Annotated in this window: 14 protein-coding genes; 3 read left to right on the forward strand and 11 right to left on the reverse strand. The window is 73.2% G+C overall.

Going from position 1 to position 14,045, the window contains the following annotated elements; genetic code table 11:
* Positions 1-20 precede the first annotated feature (20 nt).
* The 4 genes from AQJ30_RS17500 to AQJ30_RS17515 all read right to left on the reverse strand — a co-directional run bounded on the left by AQJ30_RS17500 (position 21) and on the right by AQJ30_RS17515 (position 6,259).
* Complete coding sequence (locus tag AQJ30_RS17500) at positions 21-2,228, reverse strand: HelD family protein (protein ID WP_107119608.1); 2,208 nt, start codon at positions 2,226-2,228, stop codon at positions 21-23.
* An 81-nt stretch (positions 2,229-2,309) separates the two neighbouring features.
* Positions 2,310-2,888, reverse strand: a complete 579-nt coding sequence (locus tag AQJ30_RS17505; protein WP_067234540.1) for a TetR family transcriptional regulator — start codon at positions 2,886-2,888, stop codon at positions 2,310-2,312.
* A 92-nt stretch (positions 2,889-2,980) separates the two neighbouring features.
* Positions 2,981-5,182 carry a phosphotransferase family protein gene (locus tag AQJ30_RS17510; protein WP_067234542.1) on the reverse strand — a complete coding sequence of 734 codons (2,202 nt, stop codon included), beginning with the start codon at positions 5,180-5,182 and terminating at the stop codon, positions 2,981-2,983.
* Between the two features lie 216 nt (positions 5,183-5,398).
* Positions 5,399-6,259, reverse strand: coding sequence for a winged helix-turn-helix domain-containing protein (locus tag AQJ30_RS17515; protein WP_067234544.1), 861 nt, complete (start codon positions 6,257-6,259; stop codon positions 5,399-5,401).
* Between the two features lie 186 nt (positions 6,260-6,445).
* On the opposite strand from AQJ30_RS17515, the gene AQJ30_RS17520 reads away from it, so the two are divergent.
* Entirely contained in the window at positions 6,446-6,628 is a 183-nt protein-coding gene (locus tag AQJ30_RS17520) for a hypothetical protein (protein WP_067234546.1), read from the forward strand.
* Here the strand turns inward: AQJ30_RS17520 and AQJ30_RS17525 are convergent.
* Positions 6,619-7,404, reverse strand: a complete 786-nt coding sequence (locus tag AQJ30_RS17525) for an HAD family hydrolase (protein ID WP_079084109.1) — start codon at positions 7,402-7,404, stop codon at positions 6,619-6,621. The two genes, AQJ30_RS17520 and AQJ30_RS17525, sit on opposite strands and share 10 nt — an antisense overlap.
* Positions 7,353-8,234: a GntR family transcriptional regulator gene (locus AQJ30_RS17530; RefSeq protein ID WP_067234551.1), complete on the reverse strand. Its 882-nt coding sequence runs from the start codon at positions 8,232-8,234 to the stop codon at positions 7,353-7,355. Before AQJ30_RS17530 ends, AQJ30_RS17525 begins: the two co-directional genes overlap by 52 nt.
* Positions 8,235-8,428: 194 nt before the next feature.
* On the opposite strand from AQJ30_RS17530, the gene AQJ30_RS17535 reads away from it, so the two are divergent.
* Positions 8,429-8,611: a hypothetical protein gene (locus tag AQJ30_RS17535; protein ID WP_067234554.1), complete on the forward strand. Its 183-nt coding sequence runs from the start codon at positions 8,429-8,431 to the stop codon at positions 8,609-8,611.
* Here the strand turns inward: AQJ30_RS17535 and AQJ30_RS17540 are convergent.
* From AQJ30_RS17540 to AQJ30_RS17550, 3 genes are all read right to left on the reverse strand, one after another.
* Entirely contained in the window at positions 8,601-9,527 is a 927-nt protein-coding gene (locus tag AQJ30_RS17540; protein ID WP_079084110.1) for a GntR family transcriptional regulator, read from the reverse strand. The two genes, AQJ30_RS17535 and AQJ30_RS17540, sit on opposite strands and share 11 nt — an antisense overlap.
* A 383-nt stretch (positions 9,528-9,910) precedes the next feature.
* Positions 9,911-11,185 (reverse strand): GNAT family N-acetyltransferase, encoded by a 1,275-nt coding sequence (locus AQJ30_RS17545; RefSeq protein WP_067234559.1) that lies wholly within the window; start codon positions 11,183-11,185, stop codon positions 9,911-9,913.
* Positions 11,186-11,268: 83 nt separating this feature from the next.
* The gene (locus AQJ30_RS17550; protein WP_342671631.1) at positions 11,269-11,985 is read right to left on the reverse strand and encodes an RsiG family protein; all 717 of its coding nucleotides are present in this window, start codon (positions 11,983-11,985) and stop codon (positions 11,269-11,271) included.
* A 159-nt stretch (positions 11,986-12,144) separates the two neighbouring features.
* Between AQJ30_RS17550 and dtd the strand changes: the two genes are divergently transcribed.
* The gene (gene dtd, locus AQJ30_RS17555) at positions 12,145-12,570 is read left to right on the forward strand and encodes a D-aminoacyl-tRNA deacylase (RefSeq protein WP_067234562.1); all 426 of its coding nucleotides are present in this window, start codon (positions 12,145-12,147) and stop codon (positions 12,568-12,570) included.
* A gap of 33 nt (positions 12,571-12,603) precedes the next feature.
* Here the strand turns inward: dtd and ygfZ are convergent, their stop codons facing one another.
* Positions 12,604-13,569, reverse strand: a complete 966-nt coding sequence (gene ygfZ / locus AQJ30_RS17560; RefSeq protein WP_067234566.1) for a CAF17-like 4Fe-4S cluster assembly/insertion protein YgfZ — start codon at positions 13,567-13,569, stop codon at positions 12,604-12,606.
* A gap of 9 nt (positions 13,570-13,578) precedes the next feature.
* Positions 13,579-14,016 (reverse strand): Fur family transcriptional regulator, encoded by a 438-nt coding sequence (locus AQJ30_RS17565; protein ID WP_067234568.1) that lies wholly within the window; start codon positions 14,014-14,016, stop codon positions 13,579-13,581.
* Positions 14,017-14,045 lie beyond the last annotated feature (29 nt).

Consider the following 14,045-nt stretch of genomic DNA (forward strand, 5'->3'; position numbering starts at 1 on the left):
CGACCGTCGGCGGGCGCCTCTCAAGTCGGCGACGCCTCCGCCTCCTCCCACGGCAGCTCCCTCGTGTGCACCACGTCCAGCCGTGACACCGCGCGCGTGAGGACCACGTACAGCCGGTGCAGGCCCCGGGGGCGGGTCTCCGCGATCGCCGCCGGTTCCACGGCGACGACGTGGTCGTACTCCAGGCCCTTCACCAGGCTCGCCGGGACCACCGTCACCCGGGCCGTCGTGGCCTCCGGGCCCGTCGTCGCGATGCCGGCCGCCGTGAGGGCGCGGCGGACCTCGTCCGTGTGGGCGTCCGCCGACACCACACCGACCGAGCCCTCGCGGTCGAGGGCGTCGCGCACGGCGTCGGTGACCGCGGTGAGCAGGTCGCCGTCCGCGCGACGCAGGCGCAGTTCGCCGTCCGTGCGCAGCGACCGCGCGGGCGGTACGTCCACGTCCAGCTGCGGGAGCAGCCGGTTGGCGAGGTCGGCCACCGCGCCCGGCACGCGGAAGCCCGTGGTGAGGGGGACGACCGGCGCCCCGGGCCGCCCGAGGTGGGCCATCTGCACCGGCCAGGACCGCGCGGCCCACGGGGTCGTGCCCTGGGCCAGGTCACCGAGGACCGTGAGGGAGCCGAAGCGGACGCGGCGGGCGATGGCCCGGCACTCCATCGGGGAGAGGTCCTGCGCCTCGTCGACCACGACGTGGCCGTACCCCTCGGGGTGGTCGATCAGGCCGGCGACCTCGTCGAGCAGCACCTGGTCGGCGGCCGACCAGCGCGCGGACTTCCAGGAGCGCGGGGGACGCGGCGGGCGCAGCGCCCGTTGCTCGGCCGGGTCGAGCAGGCCGTCGGCCGCCCGGGCCAACGCCTCGGCGTCGGCGAGGAGTTCGGCGACGACCTCCTCGGGCCGCACCTTCGGCCAGACGGCCTCCACGCAGGCGCTCACCACCCGTGCCCGCTCGACGCGCCGCACCCAGGAGGCGGGGCGCGGGCCGGCCCGGCGCTCGGCCTGGTCCTGGATCCGCCGCACGATCCGGGCCCGCACCCGCTCCCGCCCGATCGCGTACGGCGGCTCCTCGGCGCGCACCCCCGCGACGACCGCGGCGAGCTCATCGCGCGTGACGCGCCACCGGCAGGAGTCCTCGGCGATGACGACGCCGGTCGCGCGGTCGGCGCTCACGCGCGCGTAGAGCGCCCGGCGCAGCACCTCCGCCATCCGGGCGTCGTGCTTGACGCCCGCGGCGAGGTCGCTGTCGGTGCCGGTCACCGGGTGGCGGGCGATCTCGTCGTGCAGGGTCGACTGCCGTACGCCCGTCTCGCCGAGGGAGGGCAGCACCTCGGCGATGTACGAGAGGAAGGCCCGGTGCGGGCCGAGGACGAGCAGGCCGCCGCGGTGGATGCGCTGGGGGTGGGTGTAGAGGAGGTAGGCGGCGCGGTGCAGGCCGACGGCGGTCTTGCCGGTGCCGGGGGCGCCCTGGACGCACACGGTGTCACCGAGGCCGCCGCGCACGAGGTCGTCCTGCTCGGGCTGGATGGTCGCGGCGATGTCCCGCATCGGGCCGACGCGGGGGCGCTCGATCTCCTGGGCGAGCAGGGCGCTCGGGGCGGAGGCCGGCCCAGGGGGCGCCCCCTCCCCCGCGCGGGCGCCCAGGTGCTCGTCCTCGAACCCGGTGAGGTCGGCGGAGTCACCCCGGCTGCCCGGCGCCCAGCCGAAGCGGCGGCGGACGACCACGCCCTGGGGGTCGCCGGCGCTCGCCTGGTAGAAGGCGCGGGAGACGGGAGCGCGCCAGTCGACCACGAGCGGCGGGGCGGCCGGGTGCTCCCCGATGCGCAGGCGGCCGATGTGCAGCCCGCCGAGACCGGCTCCCGGGCCGTCGTCGCCGAAGTCGAGCCGGCCGAAGAACAGCGGGCCCTCGGGCAGTTCGCGCAGCGCCTTGGCGTGACTGCGCAGCCGGTACCCGAGGACCTCGGCGTCGGCCCCGGAGGCGGAGACGTCCTCACCGATGACGACCTGTTCCTCGGCGCCGTCGACCATGGCGGCGAGGGCGGTGCGGCAGCGGTCGTGGTGGGCGCGCTCGCGGTGGAGTTCGGGGCGGAGGCCGGGGTACGGGTGGTCGGGGTGCGGGTGATCGGGGTGCGGGTGATCGGGGTGCGGGTGGTCGGGGTGCGGGGCGTGATCGACGTGCCGGGTGGCCTCAGGAGGGGTGTCGTGGGCGGCGGCGGGAGCGGCGGAGTCGGTCATGCGTCGAGGGTACGGCATCGTCGTTACCGAGTAACATTTTTTACCGAGCCTCGCTGCTCGGGCCCCTGCGGTGCTGCGCCCTCACGCGCCGGCGAACCGCCGCAGCCCCTCCTCCAGCAGCCCGAAGGCCCGCTCCGCCGCCGCCACCGCCTCCGGCCGTACGGCGTCCACCGGCTCGCCCGCCGCGACGCGCCGGAAGTTCTCCTCCGCGAGGATCCGCTGCGCCGCGACGACCTGCCCGGCGGCGAGCCGGGACTCCAGGTCGCCGCCGAGGGCCTCGGCCAGGGCGGCCTCCGAGCGTTCGAGGTGGCGGTACATGCGGGCGACCAGGGACGGGGTGCCGTAGACGAGGGAGTGGAAGGCCACGACCTGCGGGTGGTCGTTGAGGCCGGTGACGGGGTCGCCGGCGGCGAGCCGTTCGAGGAAGTGGCGGCGCAGGGCGTGCAGGGGCGGCACGTCCGGCGCGGCCTCGACGACCCGCGCCGCCTCCCGCTCGTGATCGGCGATCCGGTGCAGGACGAGGTCCTCCTTGGCCGGGAAGTACCGGAACAGCGTCGGCTTGGAGATCTCCGCCGCGGCGGCCACCTCGGCGACGGACACGGCGTCGAAACCGCGCTCCAGGAAGAGCCGGATGGCCGTCTCCGACACGGACTCGTACATCCGCTGCTTCTTGCGCTCCCGCAGGCCCGGGGGGCGCGTTCCGTGATCGGTCACGGGGGTGAGCCTACGCAGCGGGACGTGCCGGAGCGCTCCTAGGTGAGGGCACGCAGAAGGTAGGGGTTGGCCGGGGCCGGCAGGGGTCGGCCGAGCGCGGCGGTGGCGGCGGTTAGCGTCCCGGCGTAGGAGTCGACGGCCCGGCGCACGTTGGGCGCGTCCAGGCCCGCGCCGGTGACCAGGCGGTCGAGGTCGAGGTACGCGGAGCGGATCAGCTCCAGCCAGCGGTAGACCCTCCAGTCCTCCCGCCAGTTCACCGTGTGCTGCGGCGGCATCCGTGCCTCCCAGCGGCGGAAGAGGCGCTCCCTGATCTCCGGCCGGGTGGGGGTCAGGTGCAGGTGCCGGACCAGGTCGTAGAGCGGGTCACCCACCACCGCCATCTCCCAGTCGATCAGGGTGACGCCCAGCCGGTCGGGGCGGCACACCAGGTTCCACGGGTTGAGGTCGCCGTGCAGGAGGGTGGGGGTGCGCTCGGTGACCCGGTGCCGGAGCAGGACCTGCCGCAGCACCCTGGGGCCGGGCAGGCCGAGGCCTCGGGCCAGTTGCCCGGTCTGCGGTGACAGGTGCCGGACCAGCAGCACGAGTTGCTCGGTCAGCCAGGTGTGGAAGCGGCCCTCGCCGGCCGTCGGGTCGAGGTGGCGGTAGTCGACCTCCGTCAGGGCGCACAACTGGTCGACCAGCCCGTCCGCCTCCCGGGGGCGCAGGCCCCTGACGGGGTGCACGGGCGGCTGGTCGGGGTGCGTGCCGACGTAGGTGTGCACGGCGAAGTGGTCGTCGCCGTGGCTCGTGCCGAGGGCCAGGGCACGCGGGGCCGACACCGGGATCTTGGATGCCTCGATGGCCCGGAGCACCGCGTGCTCGCTCAGGTAACTGCGCTCCCGGCGGGGTGCCCCGGGCAGCCGGCGGCGTACCACCACCGGGGGACGGCCGTTCGACGGCTGGACCACCACGTTGCGGTGGGCGGAGCCCTCGAACACCCGGTGCGCCGGGGCCACCGCCTCGGCCGCCAGGACCTCCTCGACGTGCTCGCGACGGAACCCGGGCGTCCCGGGCAGGCGCTCGTCGGGGCGCCACGCCGGGACCCGGTCGCGTCCGGCACCGACGATCCCGGCGGGGTCGTGACCGCGCGCCGCCAGCCACCGCAGCAGCGCCTGCTCGATCTCCCCGGCCGGGGGAAGGACGCGCAGGCGCAGGGGACGCTGCGCGGTGAGCAGGGCCCGGCGCACCTCCACCGTGGCCTCGTCGAGGCGCCGGCGCGTGGGGGAGGTCTCCAGGGAGCGGGCGGTGCGCATGATGTCCGGGTAGACGGACTGCGCGTGTTCGAAGGCGAGGTAGTGGCGCAGGTCCCGGTCCAGGCCGTCGACGGCCGCCGGACGCACCTCGCCCATGGCCCGTGCCCATGCCTCGATCACCTCGGGGCGCTGGTGGTCGGGGTAGCGCATGCGGACCAAGTGGGTGGCGAGGTCGTGCAGCGGATCGCCGTAGGTGGCCAGTTCCCAGTCGAGGCAGACGAGGGGCGGGTCGCCGGCGTAGGAGACGATCAGGTTGTCGCGGTGGAGATCGCCGTGCAGCAGGCCGTACGGCCGCCGGGTCAGGGCGGGGAGGTTCTCGGCGAACGACAGCAGGGCGCCCGCGGGGATGCCGAGGTCGGCGAACAGCCCGCCGAAGTCGGCCTCGTTGGCCCGGCGGACCTGCCGGTCCGCCAGTCCGGCCAGGGTCCTCAGGAAGCCCCTGCTGTCGGTGTGGTCGGCGGGCCAGTCGTCGGGCAGGGGCGGCAGGGTCTCCGGCGGCACCAGGGCCGTCCCGGCCAGCAGTCCGGCGAGTTCCTGCACCAGCAGGGAGTCGACGGGCTTGTCGCCGGGGCAGAGCGCGGACAGCGGCGCGCCCTCCACGTAGCTGTGGACGGCGAAGCCGGGCTGTTCGGCGAGGCATTCGGGGGTGTGCGGCAGGGCCGCGTGCACGGCGCGCAGGACGGCGGCCTCGTCGTGCCACGTCCTGATGACCACGGAGGGCGCGTCGCTGCGGGGGACGCGCACCGTCACGGGCGTGCCGGGCGGGCGGCGCAGCAGCGGGGCCACCGCCGGGGTGACCGGGAGGACGTAGTTGCGGTTGTGGTGGCCGCTGGCCGCCCGTCCCGTCGACGCGGCGGTGTCGGCGAACCCGCACAGGAGCACGGACGCCGTCCCGTCGTCGGCGGGTCGCTCCCCGAGGAGAGAGAGGGGAACTGAGGGGTCGACCACGGGGCCGCTCCGGTACTCGCGCTGGGATCGGATGGTGAGGCACACGTTAGATGCCGTGCAAGGGGCCGCACGACCAGAGCGCCGATCGGGTGGGCACAACGGGTGGTCGGCCACTCGTCCGCGCCGGTCGTTCGACAGTGGCGTGTTCGCCATCCATACGTACGGGCGGGTGAGGTTGCTCGCGCGGTTCGCGATGCTAGCGCAGCCGGGTTGCGGTCAGGTGGCGAGTCCGTTCCAGACCGAGTCGAACCACGCCTGCATGGATTCGACGAAAACGGTGCCGGACGAGTCCGGTTCGTCGTCCTTCACGTGGTGCGTGAGGGTGGCGCCGAGCCCCAGCACGTCGAGGGCGGTCACCTCCTCCTCCTGCACCCTGATCCGGCGCTCCACCACCTCGTAGGGGCCGAACAGCGCCTCGGTCCCGTTGAGCAGGTAGAGCTTGAAGGTGGGAGTCAGCCGGACCCGCCGGAAGGTGACCGCGACCGACGGCACGAGCCCCTCGGTCCTGAGGTCGTCGAGCGCCTGGAGCAGCGACTCGGTGTGCCGGCGGGTGATGGCCCGCATGCGGTGGAGCAACCGGGTGTCACGGGGGTCGCCCTTGACCGCCGGGTACGGCAACGGCTCGGTGTCGTCGGGCAGGAGCATGCGCAGGGCGATACCGGCGGGGGCGATCTCGCCGGCCCGGATGCGCTCCACCTGGAGCCGGATGTGGGCGTCCAGCGATTCCGAGGTCAGGGTGTACACGTCGAGCGTCACGTGGGGCTGTTCGAAGACCGCGCCCAGCAGGGGCCCCAGGGTGGTGCCCTGCCGGGCGCCGGTCCTGGGCGAGTGGATCCGCTGGGTCTTGACCACCCGTGAACCGCTGCCCTGCCGGCTCTCGATCCAGCCCTCGCTGACGAGTTCGCGCATGACCCGCTGGACGGTGTCGCGTGACACGTCGAACTCAGCGGCGAGTTCACGCTGGGGCGGCAGGTAGGAGCGCAAGGGGTAGCGGCCTTCGGCGATCCGGGTCAGGAGCGTGCTGAAGACCCGCTGGAACTCCTTGCCGCCCCCCTCACCGCTGCGTTGCGCGTCCATGGCACGACCGTACCGCTGTCCGTCCGGCGACCGCACCACTTCCAGTCCAATCGTCACACCCGAACGCCCGTCTGCTCCTGCCGGTTAAAGGATCAGAAGGACCGGGGACATACTCGGTACGACAACCAGTCCAATTGGACCGGGAGTTGATCGGTTCGCGAAGGTCGTCAGGACAGGGGGACGGGGATGCTTCTGCTCACGGCACTGTGCGGGCTGGCCGAGTGGTCCGCGGCGTCGCTGGTGCAGTCCAGGCTCGGCGTGGTGGGGATGGTGCTGCTGTTCGGACTCGGGGTGGGGATCAGGGCCCGGCACGAAGGGCTGGCCGTGGGTGCGGCCGTCGTCCTGGTGGTGCTCCTGAGTCAGGCGTGAACCTGCCAGAGCACCTCGTGGATCAGGCGCAGGGAGTCCACGACCGCGGTGGCACCCGCCTCCCTGAGCACCTTCTCCTTGCGCTCGTTGCGCGCGTAGCCGAGGAAGGGGACCCCGGCGGCCCGGGCGGCCTGGAAGTCGGACGCGGTGTCGCCGATCATCAGCGCGTCGCCGGGGGCCGAACCCGTAGCGCTGAGGGCGCGGTTGAGGCAGTACGGGTCCGGCTTGAGGAGCTGGAGGTCGTTCGTGCGGCCGTAGATGTGGGGCGCGAAGCAGGACAGCAGGCCCCGCTCGGTCAGGTAGGAACGCACCACCCGGGGCGCGTTGTTGGTGGTGATCACCATCCGGGAGCCCACCGCCACCCAGGTGCGGATGACCGGGTCGGCGTACGGCGTGGGCATCGCGGACTCGGCCGCCTTGAGCTCCTCCGCGGTCAGGTGGTCCTCCAACCGGGCGACGAGGTCGCTGCCGGGCCGGTGGCGGTCCACCGCGCGCAGCAGGACGTGCGGGTCGGTGGACCGCCGCTCGTCCGGGGTGAGCAGCTCGCCCAGCCCCAGCTTCTCCAGGTGGCCGATCAGGCCCCTCGCCACGTCCGCCGCGGGGTGCCCCGCGAACAGCCGGCAGACCGGTCCGTCGAAGTCCCACAGGACGACCCGCGCCCGAACGATCAGCTCCCGCAGCTCGCGCAGCTCCATGGTCTCGTTCTCGGTGTCGGTAGAAGTCACTAGGAGAGTGTCAGGTCCGACGTGATGGTTTCCCAGAGGGCGTCGAACCACTTCTGGGATTCCGTGACGAACGCGGCGTCCCGTTCGCCGGACTTCTTCTCGAAGGAGAACAGGAGGGACTCCGAGCCGAGGGCGTCCCACATCTCCAGGGTCCGGCTGTCGTACTCCTCCTCCCGGCGTTCGAGCATGTAGTAGCCGAGCAGCGCCTCCTCGCCGTTGAGGAGGTACAGCTTGACCGGCGGGGTGAAGGGCAGCGCGCGGAAGGTGACGCTCACGTCGATGTTGTGCACGGAGCGCAGGGCCAGCAGGTTGTGGCGCAGCACCTGGGCCTGGGCGTTGCGCATGGCCAGCCAGCGCTCGTGGACCGGGTCGTCGGCGGTGTGGCCCCCGACGAGGACCGGGAAGGCGAGGTTGATCTCCCGGGACGGCAGCAGGACGCGGAAGCGGATGCTCCGGGGGCGGCTCGAGCCCTCGTAGATCCGGCGGACCGGCTCGCCGAGGGCGAGCATCAGGGTCTCGGAGGTGTGGCTGACGACGTCCACGCACACCTCGGGGGCGGCGAACGCCTTCGTGAGGCGGGGGGCCAGGCCGACCGTCGTGGGCAGCGGGGTGTCGCCGCCCGTCGGCCGGGGCTCCGCGATCCGCGGCGGGCTGCCCTTGCTGACGTTGGTCAGCAGGCCGTCCTCCTGGAGGGCGCGCAGGGCCTGGCGGACGGTGCCCCGTTCCACGCCGAACTCCTCGGCGAGTTCGGCCTGGGTGGGCAGCCGGTCACCCGCCCTGAGCTCGCCGGCGCGGATGCGTTCGCGCAGGACGTCGGCGATCTCCTGGGGCGTGAGCCGCTTGCTGCCGTTCACTGCCACGTTCTCCTGGGTCACAACCAAACGCTACAACTTAGATCCATCTACGGGGAGTTGCCGGAAAGCTGTTTGAGGGTTGGTACCAAGTGGGGACAACCTTAGTGAAGTTGGTTGCCAACTCAGTCGAGTTGGCGGAAGGTTTGCCTCCCCCTCGACCGGGGACGCCGGCCTTCGCGTCCCGCCTCCGCACGACCGGACCCTCCGAAGGGAGGAAGACCGTGCCTGCCTACGCCCTCCTCTCCGCACTCCTCGAACAGGCCGTGCAGTGGAAGTACGGCACCGCCGGCGCCGCCGGACTGCTCCTGCTGACCCTCGGCCTGCGGGCCAGGATCCCCGCCGCCGTCTCCCTCGGTGCCGTGATCCTCGCGGTGCTGGTCACCGGGCCGGCGGTCAGTTCGTGAGCACCAGCTGCGAACTGATCGTCTCCCACAGCGCGTCGAACCACAGGTGGGACTGTTCCACGAACGTCGTGTCCCGCGCCCCGGCACCCCGCTCGAAGGCGAACAGCATCGAGCGGGTGCCCTCGGCGTCGTACATCTGGAACTGCTCCTGGTCGATGAGCTGCTCGCGCCGCTCCAGCGTGTAGTACGCGAACAGCGCCTCCGTGCCGTTGAGGAGGTACAGCTTCACCGGCGGCGTGAACGGCAGCGCGCGGAAGGTGACGCCCACGTCGATGCCGTGCGTGCTGCGCAGGGCCAGCAGGTTGTGCCGCAGGACCTGCACCTGCGCGTTGCGGTGGGTGAGCCAGTGGCGGCGCAGCCGGGCGGCGGCCGAGCCGTCGGTCACCGGCGCCGGGAACGCCAGGTCGATGTCCCGGGACGGCAGCAGCACCCGCACGTCGACCTTGGCCGGATTCAATCGGCCCGCGTGAATCTGCCGGAGGGGTTCGCCGATGGCAAGTGTGAGCGAGACGGAGGTCAGGCAGAGCGCGTCGATCCGCACGTGCTCCGCCGCGAACGCCTCCGCGATCCGCGGCGCCAGCGCCACCATCGTCGGCTGCGGCGGCGCCGTCGGCCCGGCCGGGACCCGGCTCAGCCCCAGGTCGGGGGCCACGGTGGCGGGTGCGCCCTTGGAGACGTTGGTGAGCAGGCGCTCCGCCTGGAGGATGCGCAGGGCCTGCCGTACGGCACCGCGTTCCACTCCGAACTCATCGGCCAGCTTGGCCTGGGTGGGCATGCGCTGCCCCGGCCGCAGCACCCCGGACCTGATCCTGGCGCGCAGCTCGTCGGCCACCTCGCGGTGTGATGTCCGTGGCCGTTGTTGCCCTTTCCGCCCACTGGCGGAGGCGTGCTCCGGCTCCACGTCCGAACAGTACAACTTCCCGCCATCTTCCGGCAGTTCACGAAGAGATGGTTATGAGACGCTTCCCAACGGACATAAGTACAGTGAAGTTGGCTGCCAACTTCCCCGACATGGTCACGCTTCCTGGTGGTTGGTCGGGCTCCCTTCCGGAGGGGAGCCGGGAGTCCGGCACACGGCCACCACGATCAGCACGGCCGCCACGAGCGCACAGCCACAACCGCACAGCGAGCACAGCCGGCACAGTCACAACCCAAGACCGGGCACAGCCACAACCGAACACCGAGCACGAACCGCACAGTCACAACTGAATGCCGGTGCCCGACACCGGTACCGCACCGCCACAACCGAACAGCTACGGATACCGCACCACCACCGTCGCCGTCCGGAAGGAACCGCCCTCAGAAGATGTCCGGGCACCACGGTCGCCTGGGCGTACGCAGCAGGGCGTCTGCCTTCCGGGCGGCGCCCGCGCGTTCCTCCCGCACCCGGCCCGCCGCCGCGAGCCGCACCGCCGACTCCCCGCCCAGCCACAGCGACGCCAGGTCCGCCACGTCCAGCGTGAGGTCGGCGCTCCGGGAGGTCGGCACGCAGGAGCCCCCCTCGGGCGACGCCGTCAGCAGGTGGCGGCCCCCGGTCAGCCCCGCGTGGTCCAGCACCTCCAGCACCAGCTCGCCCTCCCCCTCGTACGTCCGCGCCTCCAGGGCCCGTACGACGTCCAGGAGCCGCAGCCACATCCAGTCGGCCCGCATCGTGATCCGGGCGGCGCGCGGGTCCGGCAGGAACAGCGGGAGCAGGTCGTCGGGCGCGCGGTCGCCGGAGGTGACCGTGGTGACCCAGTCGATCGAGCACAGGTAGTGCCACAGCGCCCGCTCGGCGGCCGGGGTGCTCCCCAGCAGCCAGAGCACCGACGCCGTGTTCAGCGGCTGCTTGGCCTCTCCCCACCGGTCGTCCGTGCGGTACGCCACCATGCCCTCGACCTCCCCGGCCGCGGAGCGGTACACGGCGAAGAACGGCTCGGTCCACTCCGGCCGGGTCCGCAGCACCCCGGTGGCCACCTGCCACCAGCGCTCGGGGCGGTCGATCGCGCCGGGCACCGCGCGGCGCACCCGGTCGTACAGCTCGGGGCCCAGCTTGCGGATCTCCGCGCCGTCGACGAGGTCGATGCGGCCGCCGTCGTCGGGCACCGCGCGGCGCCGGTCGAGGCCGGTGCGCGGCACGTCGACGCTCCACCGGGCGGCCCAGGTGGCCGGTCCGAAGCCGTACCGGCCGTAGATCGCGTACTCGGCGGCGATCAGCGTGGCGACGACGTCCCCGCGCTCCTTCGCCGCGGCCAGGTCCTGGCTCATCATCCGGGTGAGCAGGCCCCGGCGGCGGTGGGTGGCCTGCACGGAGACGTTGGTGATCGCGTCGGCGGCGACGACCGTGCCGCCGACGGCCGTCAGTTCCTGCGGGAACGAGCGGAACGTCGCCACGCACCGGCCCGCGTCGAACGCCCCCAGGGTCCGCCGGGGGTCGATCCCCGCCGCCCGGTCTGCCAGCTCGCGCTCCGAGATGCCCGGGCTGCGCAGGAAGCCGAGGTCCAGGGCCCGGATCCAGGCCGGTGTCTCGGCCTCGGTGATCGGACGGACGTCGAGGGCGTCGGCACGGTCGGCGGACTCGGCAGGGCTGGTCATGGGGCCACGGTAGGGAAACGCCCCGGTGGTGTCGCCCGGTTTTCCGCGCGCCGGGCCCACGCGCCGGTGCGCCCCCGGGCGGGCTACGCCAGCAGGTCGTCCACCTGGGCCTCGCCCTCCCGGTAGCGGCGGGTGATCTCCGCGCCGCAGTCGTCGGCCGTGAGCTGGAGGAGCTGGCGGCGACGGGAGACCTGCTGCTCGTAGCGGACCAGGCGGGCCATCGCGTCGCGCAGCTCGGTGTCGGTGCGGGCGTCGAGGTCGGACAGCTCGACCTCGTCGAGCATCTCGGCGGCCAGCCGCCGGTACTCCTCGCTGTGCGGGACGCCGACCGTGACGTGCCGGGCGGAGGAGCGCTGCCGGGCCGGGGCGTCGGTCAGGATCTCCGGCAGCCGGTCCACCACGTCCCCGTCCCCGGGCGGTGTGGGACCGCGCCGGGACAGCTCGGCGCGCAGGATGTCGATGCGGCCCTGGAGGAGCCGGCGCAGGTAGCTGAGGTCGGCCTCGTCGCGCTGGGCGTCCCGGCGCAGGGTGCGCAGCTGCGGCAGGCTCAGCCCGGACAGCTCGTGGCCGGGCGCCGGGTCGGCCACCTCGCAGACGCCGGCCACCTCGCAGACGCCGGCCACCTCGCGGGCACCGGGCACGGCGCGGGCGCCGGGCGCCGGGAACGCCGCCGCCGCGCCGACCGCCTCGAACGCCCCCTCCGCGTCGGGCGGGTGCGCCGGCAGCCGTGGGCTGTCGGTGCGCTGCACGGGCGTGCGCTGGGTGGCCGTGCCCGACCGCCCGGTACTCGGTGTGCTCATGTGCCTCTACCGTCCCCTCGACCGGCGTGTGGGAAGCATCGTGCCACCCCAAGTGGCCGCTATGTGACCGAGTGCCCCCGAACGGCCCCAGATGGGGCCTTAAGGATCAAAAAGAAGGCCCGGTACGGGGGTTGCCGGGCACAGGGCATGATGGGCCGCATGCGAGCGGTGGTACAGCGGGTCGACGGTGCGAGCGTCGTCGTGGACGGCGAGACGGTGGGCGCGATCGAGGGCGAGGGACTGTGCGTCCTCGTCGGGGTCACGCACGAGGACACCAAGGAGAAGGCCGCCCAGCTGGCCCGCAAGCTGTGGTCGGTGCGCATGCTGCAGGACGAGAAGTCGTGCAGCGACGTCGACGCGCCCCTGCTCGTCATCAGCCAGTTCACGCTCTACGGCGACGCCCGCAAGGGCCGCCGCCCCACCTGGAACGCGGCCGCCCCCGGCGATGTCGCCGAACCCCTCGTCGACGAGGTGGTCGCCCAGCTGCGCGCGCTGGGCGCGACGGTGGCGACGGGCCGTTTCGGGGCGCAGATGCGGGTGTCCCTGACGAACGACGGCCCGTTCACCGTCCTGCTGGAGATGTAGCCCGCGCGCCCGGCCGGCGCGCGGGGGCGCTTCCTACGGCTCGACGACGGTCTCCTGCGCCGCAGCGGTGTCGCCGGCGACCAGGCGGGCGTCCAGGGGGACGTTGCGCTTGACGAGGGCCAGGGCCACCGGGCCCAGCTCGAAGTGGCGCACCGACGACGTCACGAAGCCGACCTTGCGGCCGTCGGGGTCCTCGTCCGCGACGCGGATCTCGGTGCCGGGCGCCGGCAGGTGCACCTCGCTGCCGTCCAGGTGCAGGAAGACCAGCCGGCGGGGCGGCTTGCCGAGGTTCTGCACCCGGGCGACGGTCTCCTGGCCGCGGTAGCAGCCCTTCTGCAGGTGCACGGCGCTGCCGATCCAGCCCAGCTCGTGCGGGATGGTCCGGTGGTCGGTCTCGAAGCCGAGGCGCGGCCGGTGCTGCTCGACGCGCAGCGCCTCGTGGGCCAGGATCCCGGCCGGGGAGCCGACCTCGGCCGCGTAGGCCTCCAGGTCGGCGCGCGGCAGGAACAGGTCACGGCCGTACGGCGTCTCGCGGACCACGACGCCCTCGGGGACCGGGGCGATGGAGCCGGCCGGCAGGTGCACGACCGCGGTGTCGGCGGTGCGGTCGGCCACCTCGACCCGGTAGAAGAACTTCATCGACTCCAGGTACGCGAGCAGCGCGTCCTGGGTGCCGGGCTCGACGTGGGCCCACACCGTGGTGCCGTCGTCGACGAGGTACAGGGCGTGTTCGATGTGGCCGTGGGCGGAGAGGATCAGCGCCTCGGTGGCCCGGCCGGCGAGCAGGTCGCTGACGTGCTGGGTGAGCAGCAGGTGCAGCCAGCTCAGCCGGTCCTCGCCGGAAACGGTGACGACGCCTCGGTGCGAGAGGTCGACGAAACCGGTGCCGTCGGCGAGGGCACGCTGCTCACGGAACAGGTCGCCGTAGTGCGCGGCGACACCTTCGTCCACGCCCTCGGCGGGGACGGCGCCGGGCAGGGACAGCAGGGGGCTCTTCATACCTCAAGACTACGACCCGGTACTTGAACCCTTGAGCGAGCAGTCCCGGCAACGGCCGAAGATCGCGAAGTGCTTCATGTCGGTGTCGAAGCCGAACTGCTCGCGCAGCTTCGCGGTGAACTCCGCCGCCACGTCCACGTCCGCCTCGATGACGTTCTGGCAGTCCCGGCAGACGAGGTGGATGTGGTGGTGGCGGTCGGCCAGGTGGTACGTCGGCGCCCCGTGGCCCAGGTGGGCGTGGCTGACCAGCCCGAGCTCCTCCAGGAGCTCCAGGGTCCGGTACACCGTGGAGATGTTGACCCCCGAGGCCGTCTTCCTCACCTCGCCGAGGATGGCGTCGGGGGTCGCGTGCTCCAGGGTGTCCACGGCTTCGAGCACGAGTTGCCGCTGCGGGGTCAGCCGGTAACCCCGCTCCCGCAGATCGCTCTTCCAGTCGGTGCTCACCACAGGGGCCAGTCTAGGCCCGTGTCGTGCGG

Source organism: Streptomyces longwoodensis, from assembly GCF_001514125.1.
Lineage (GTDB): Bacteria > Actinomycetota > Actinomycetes > Streptomycetales > Streptomycetaceae > Streptomyces > Streptomyces longwoodensis.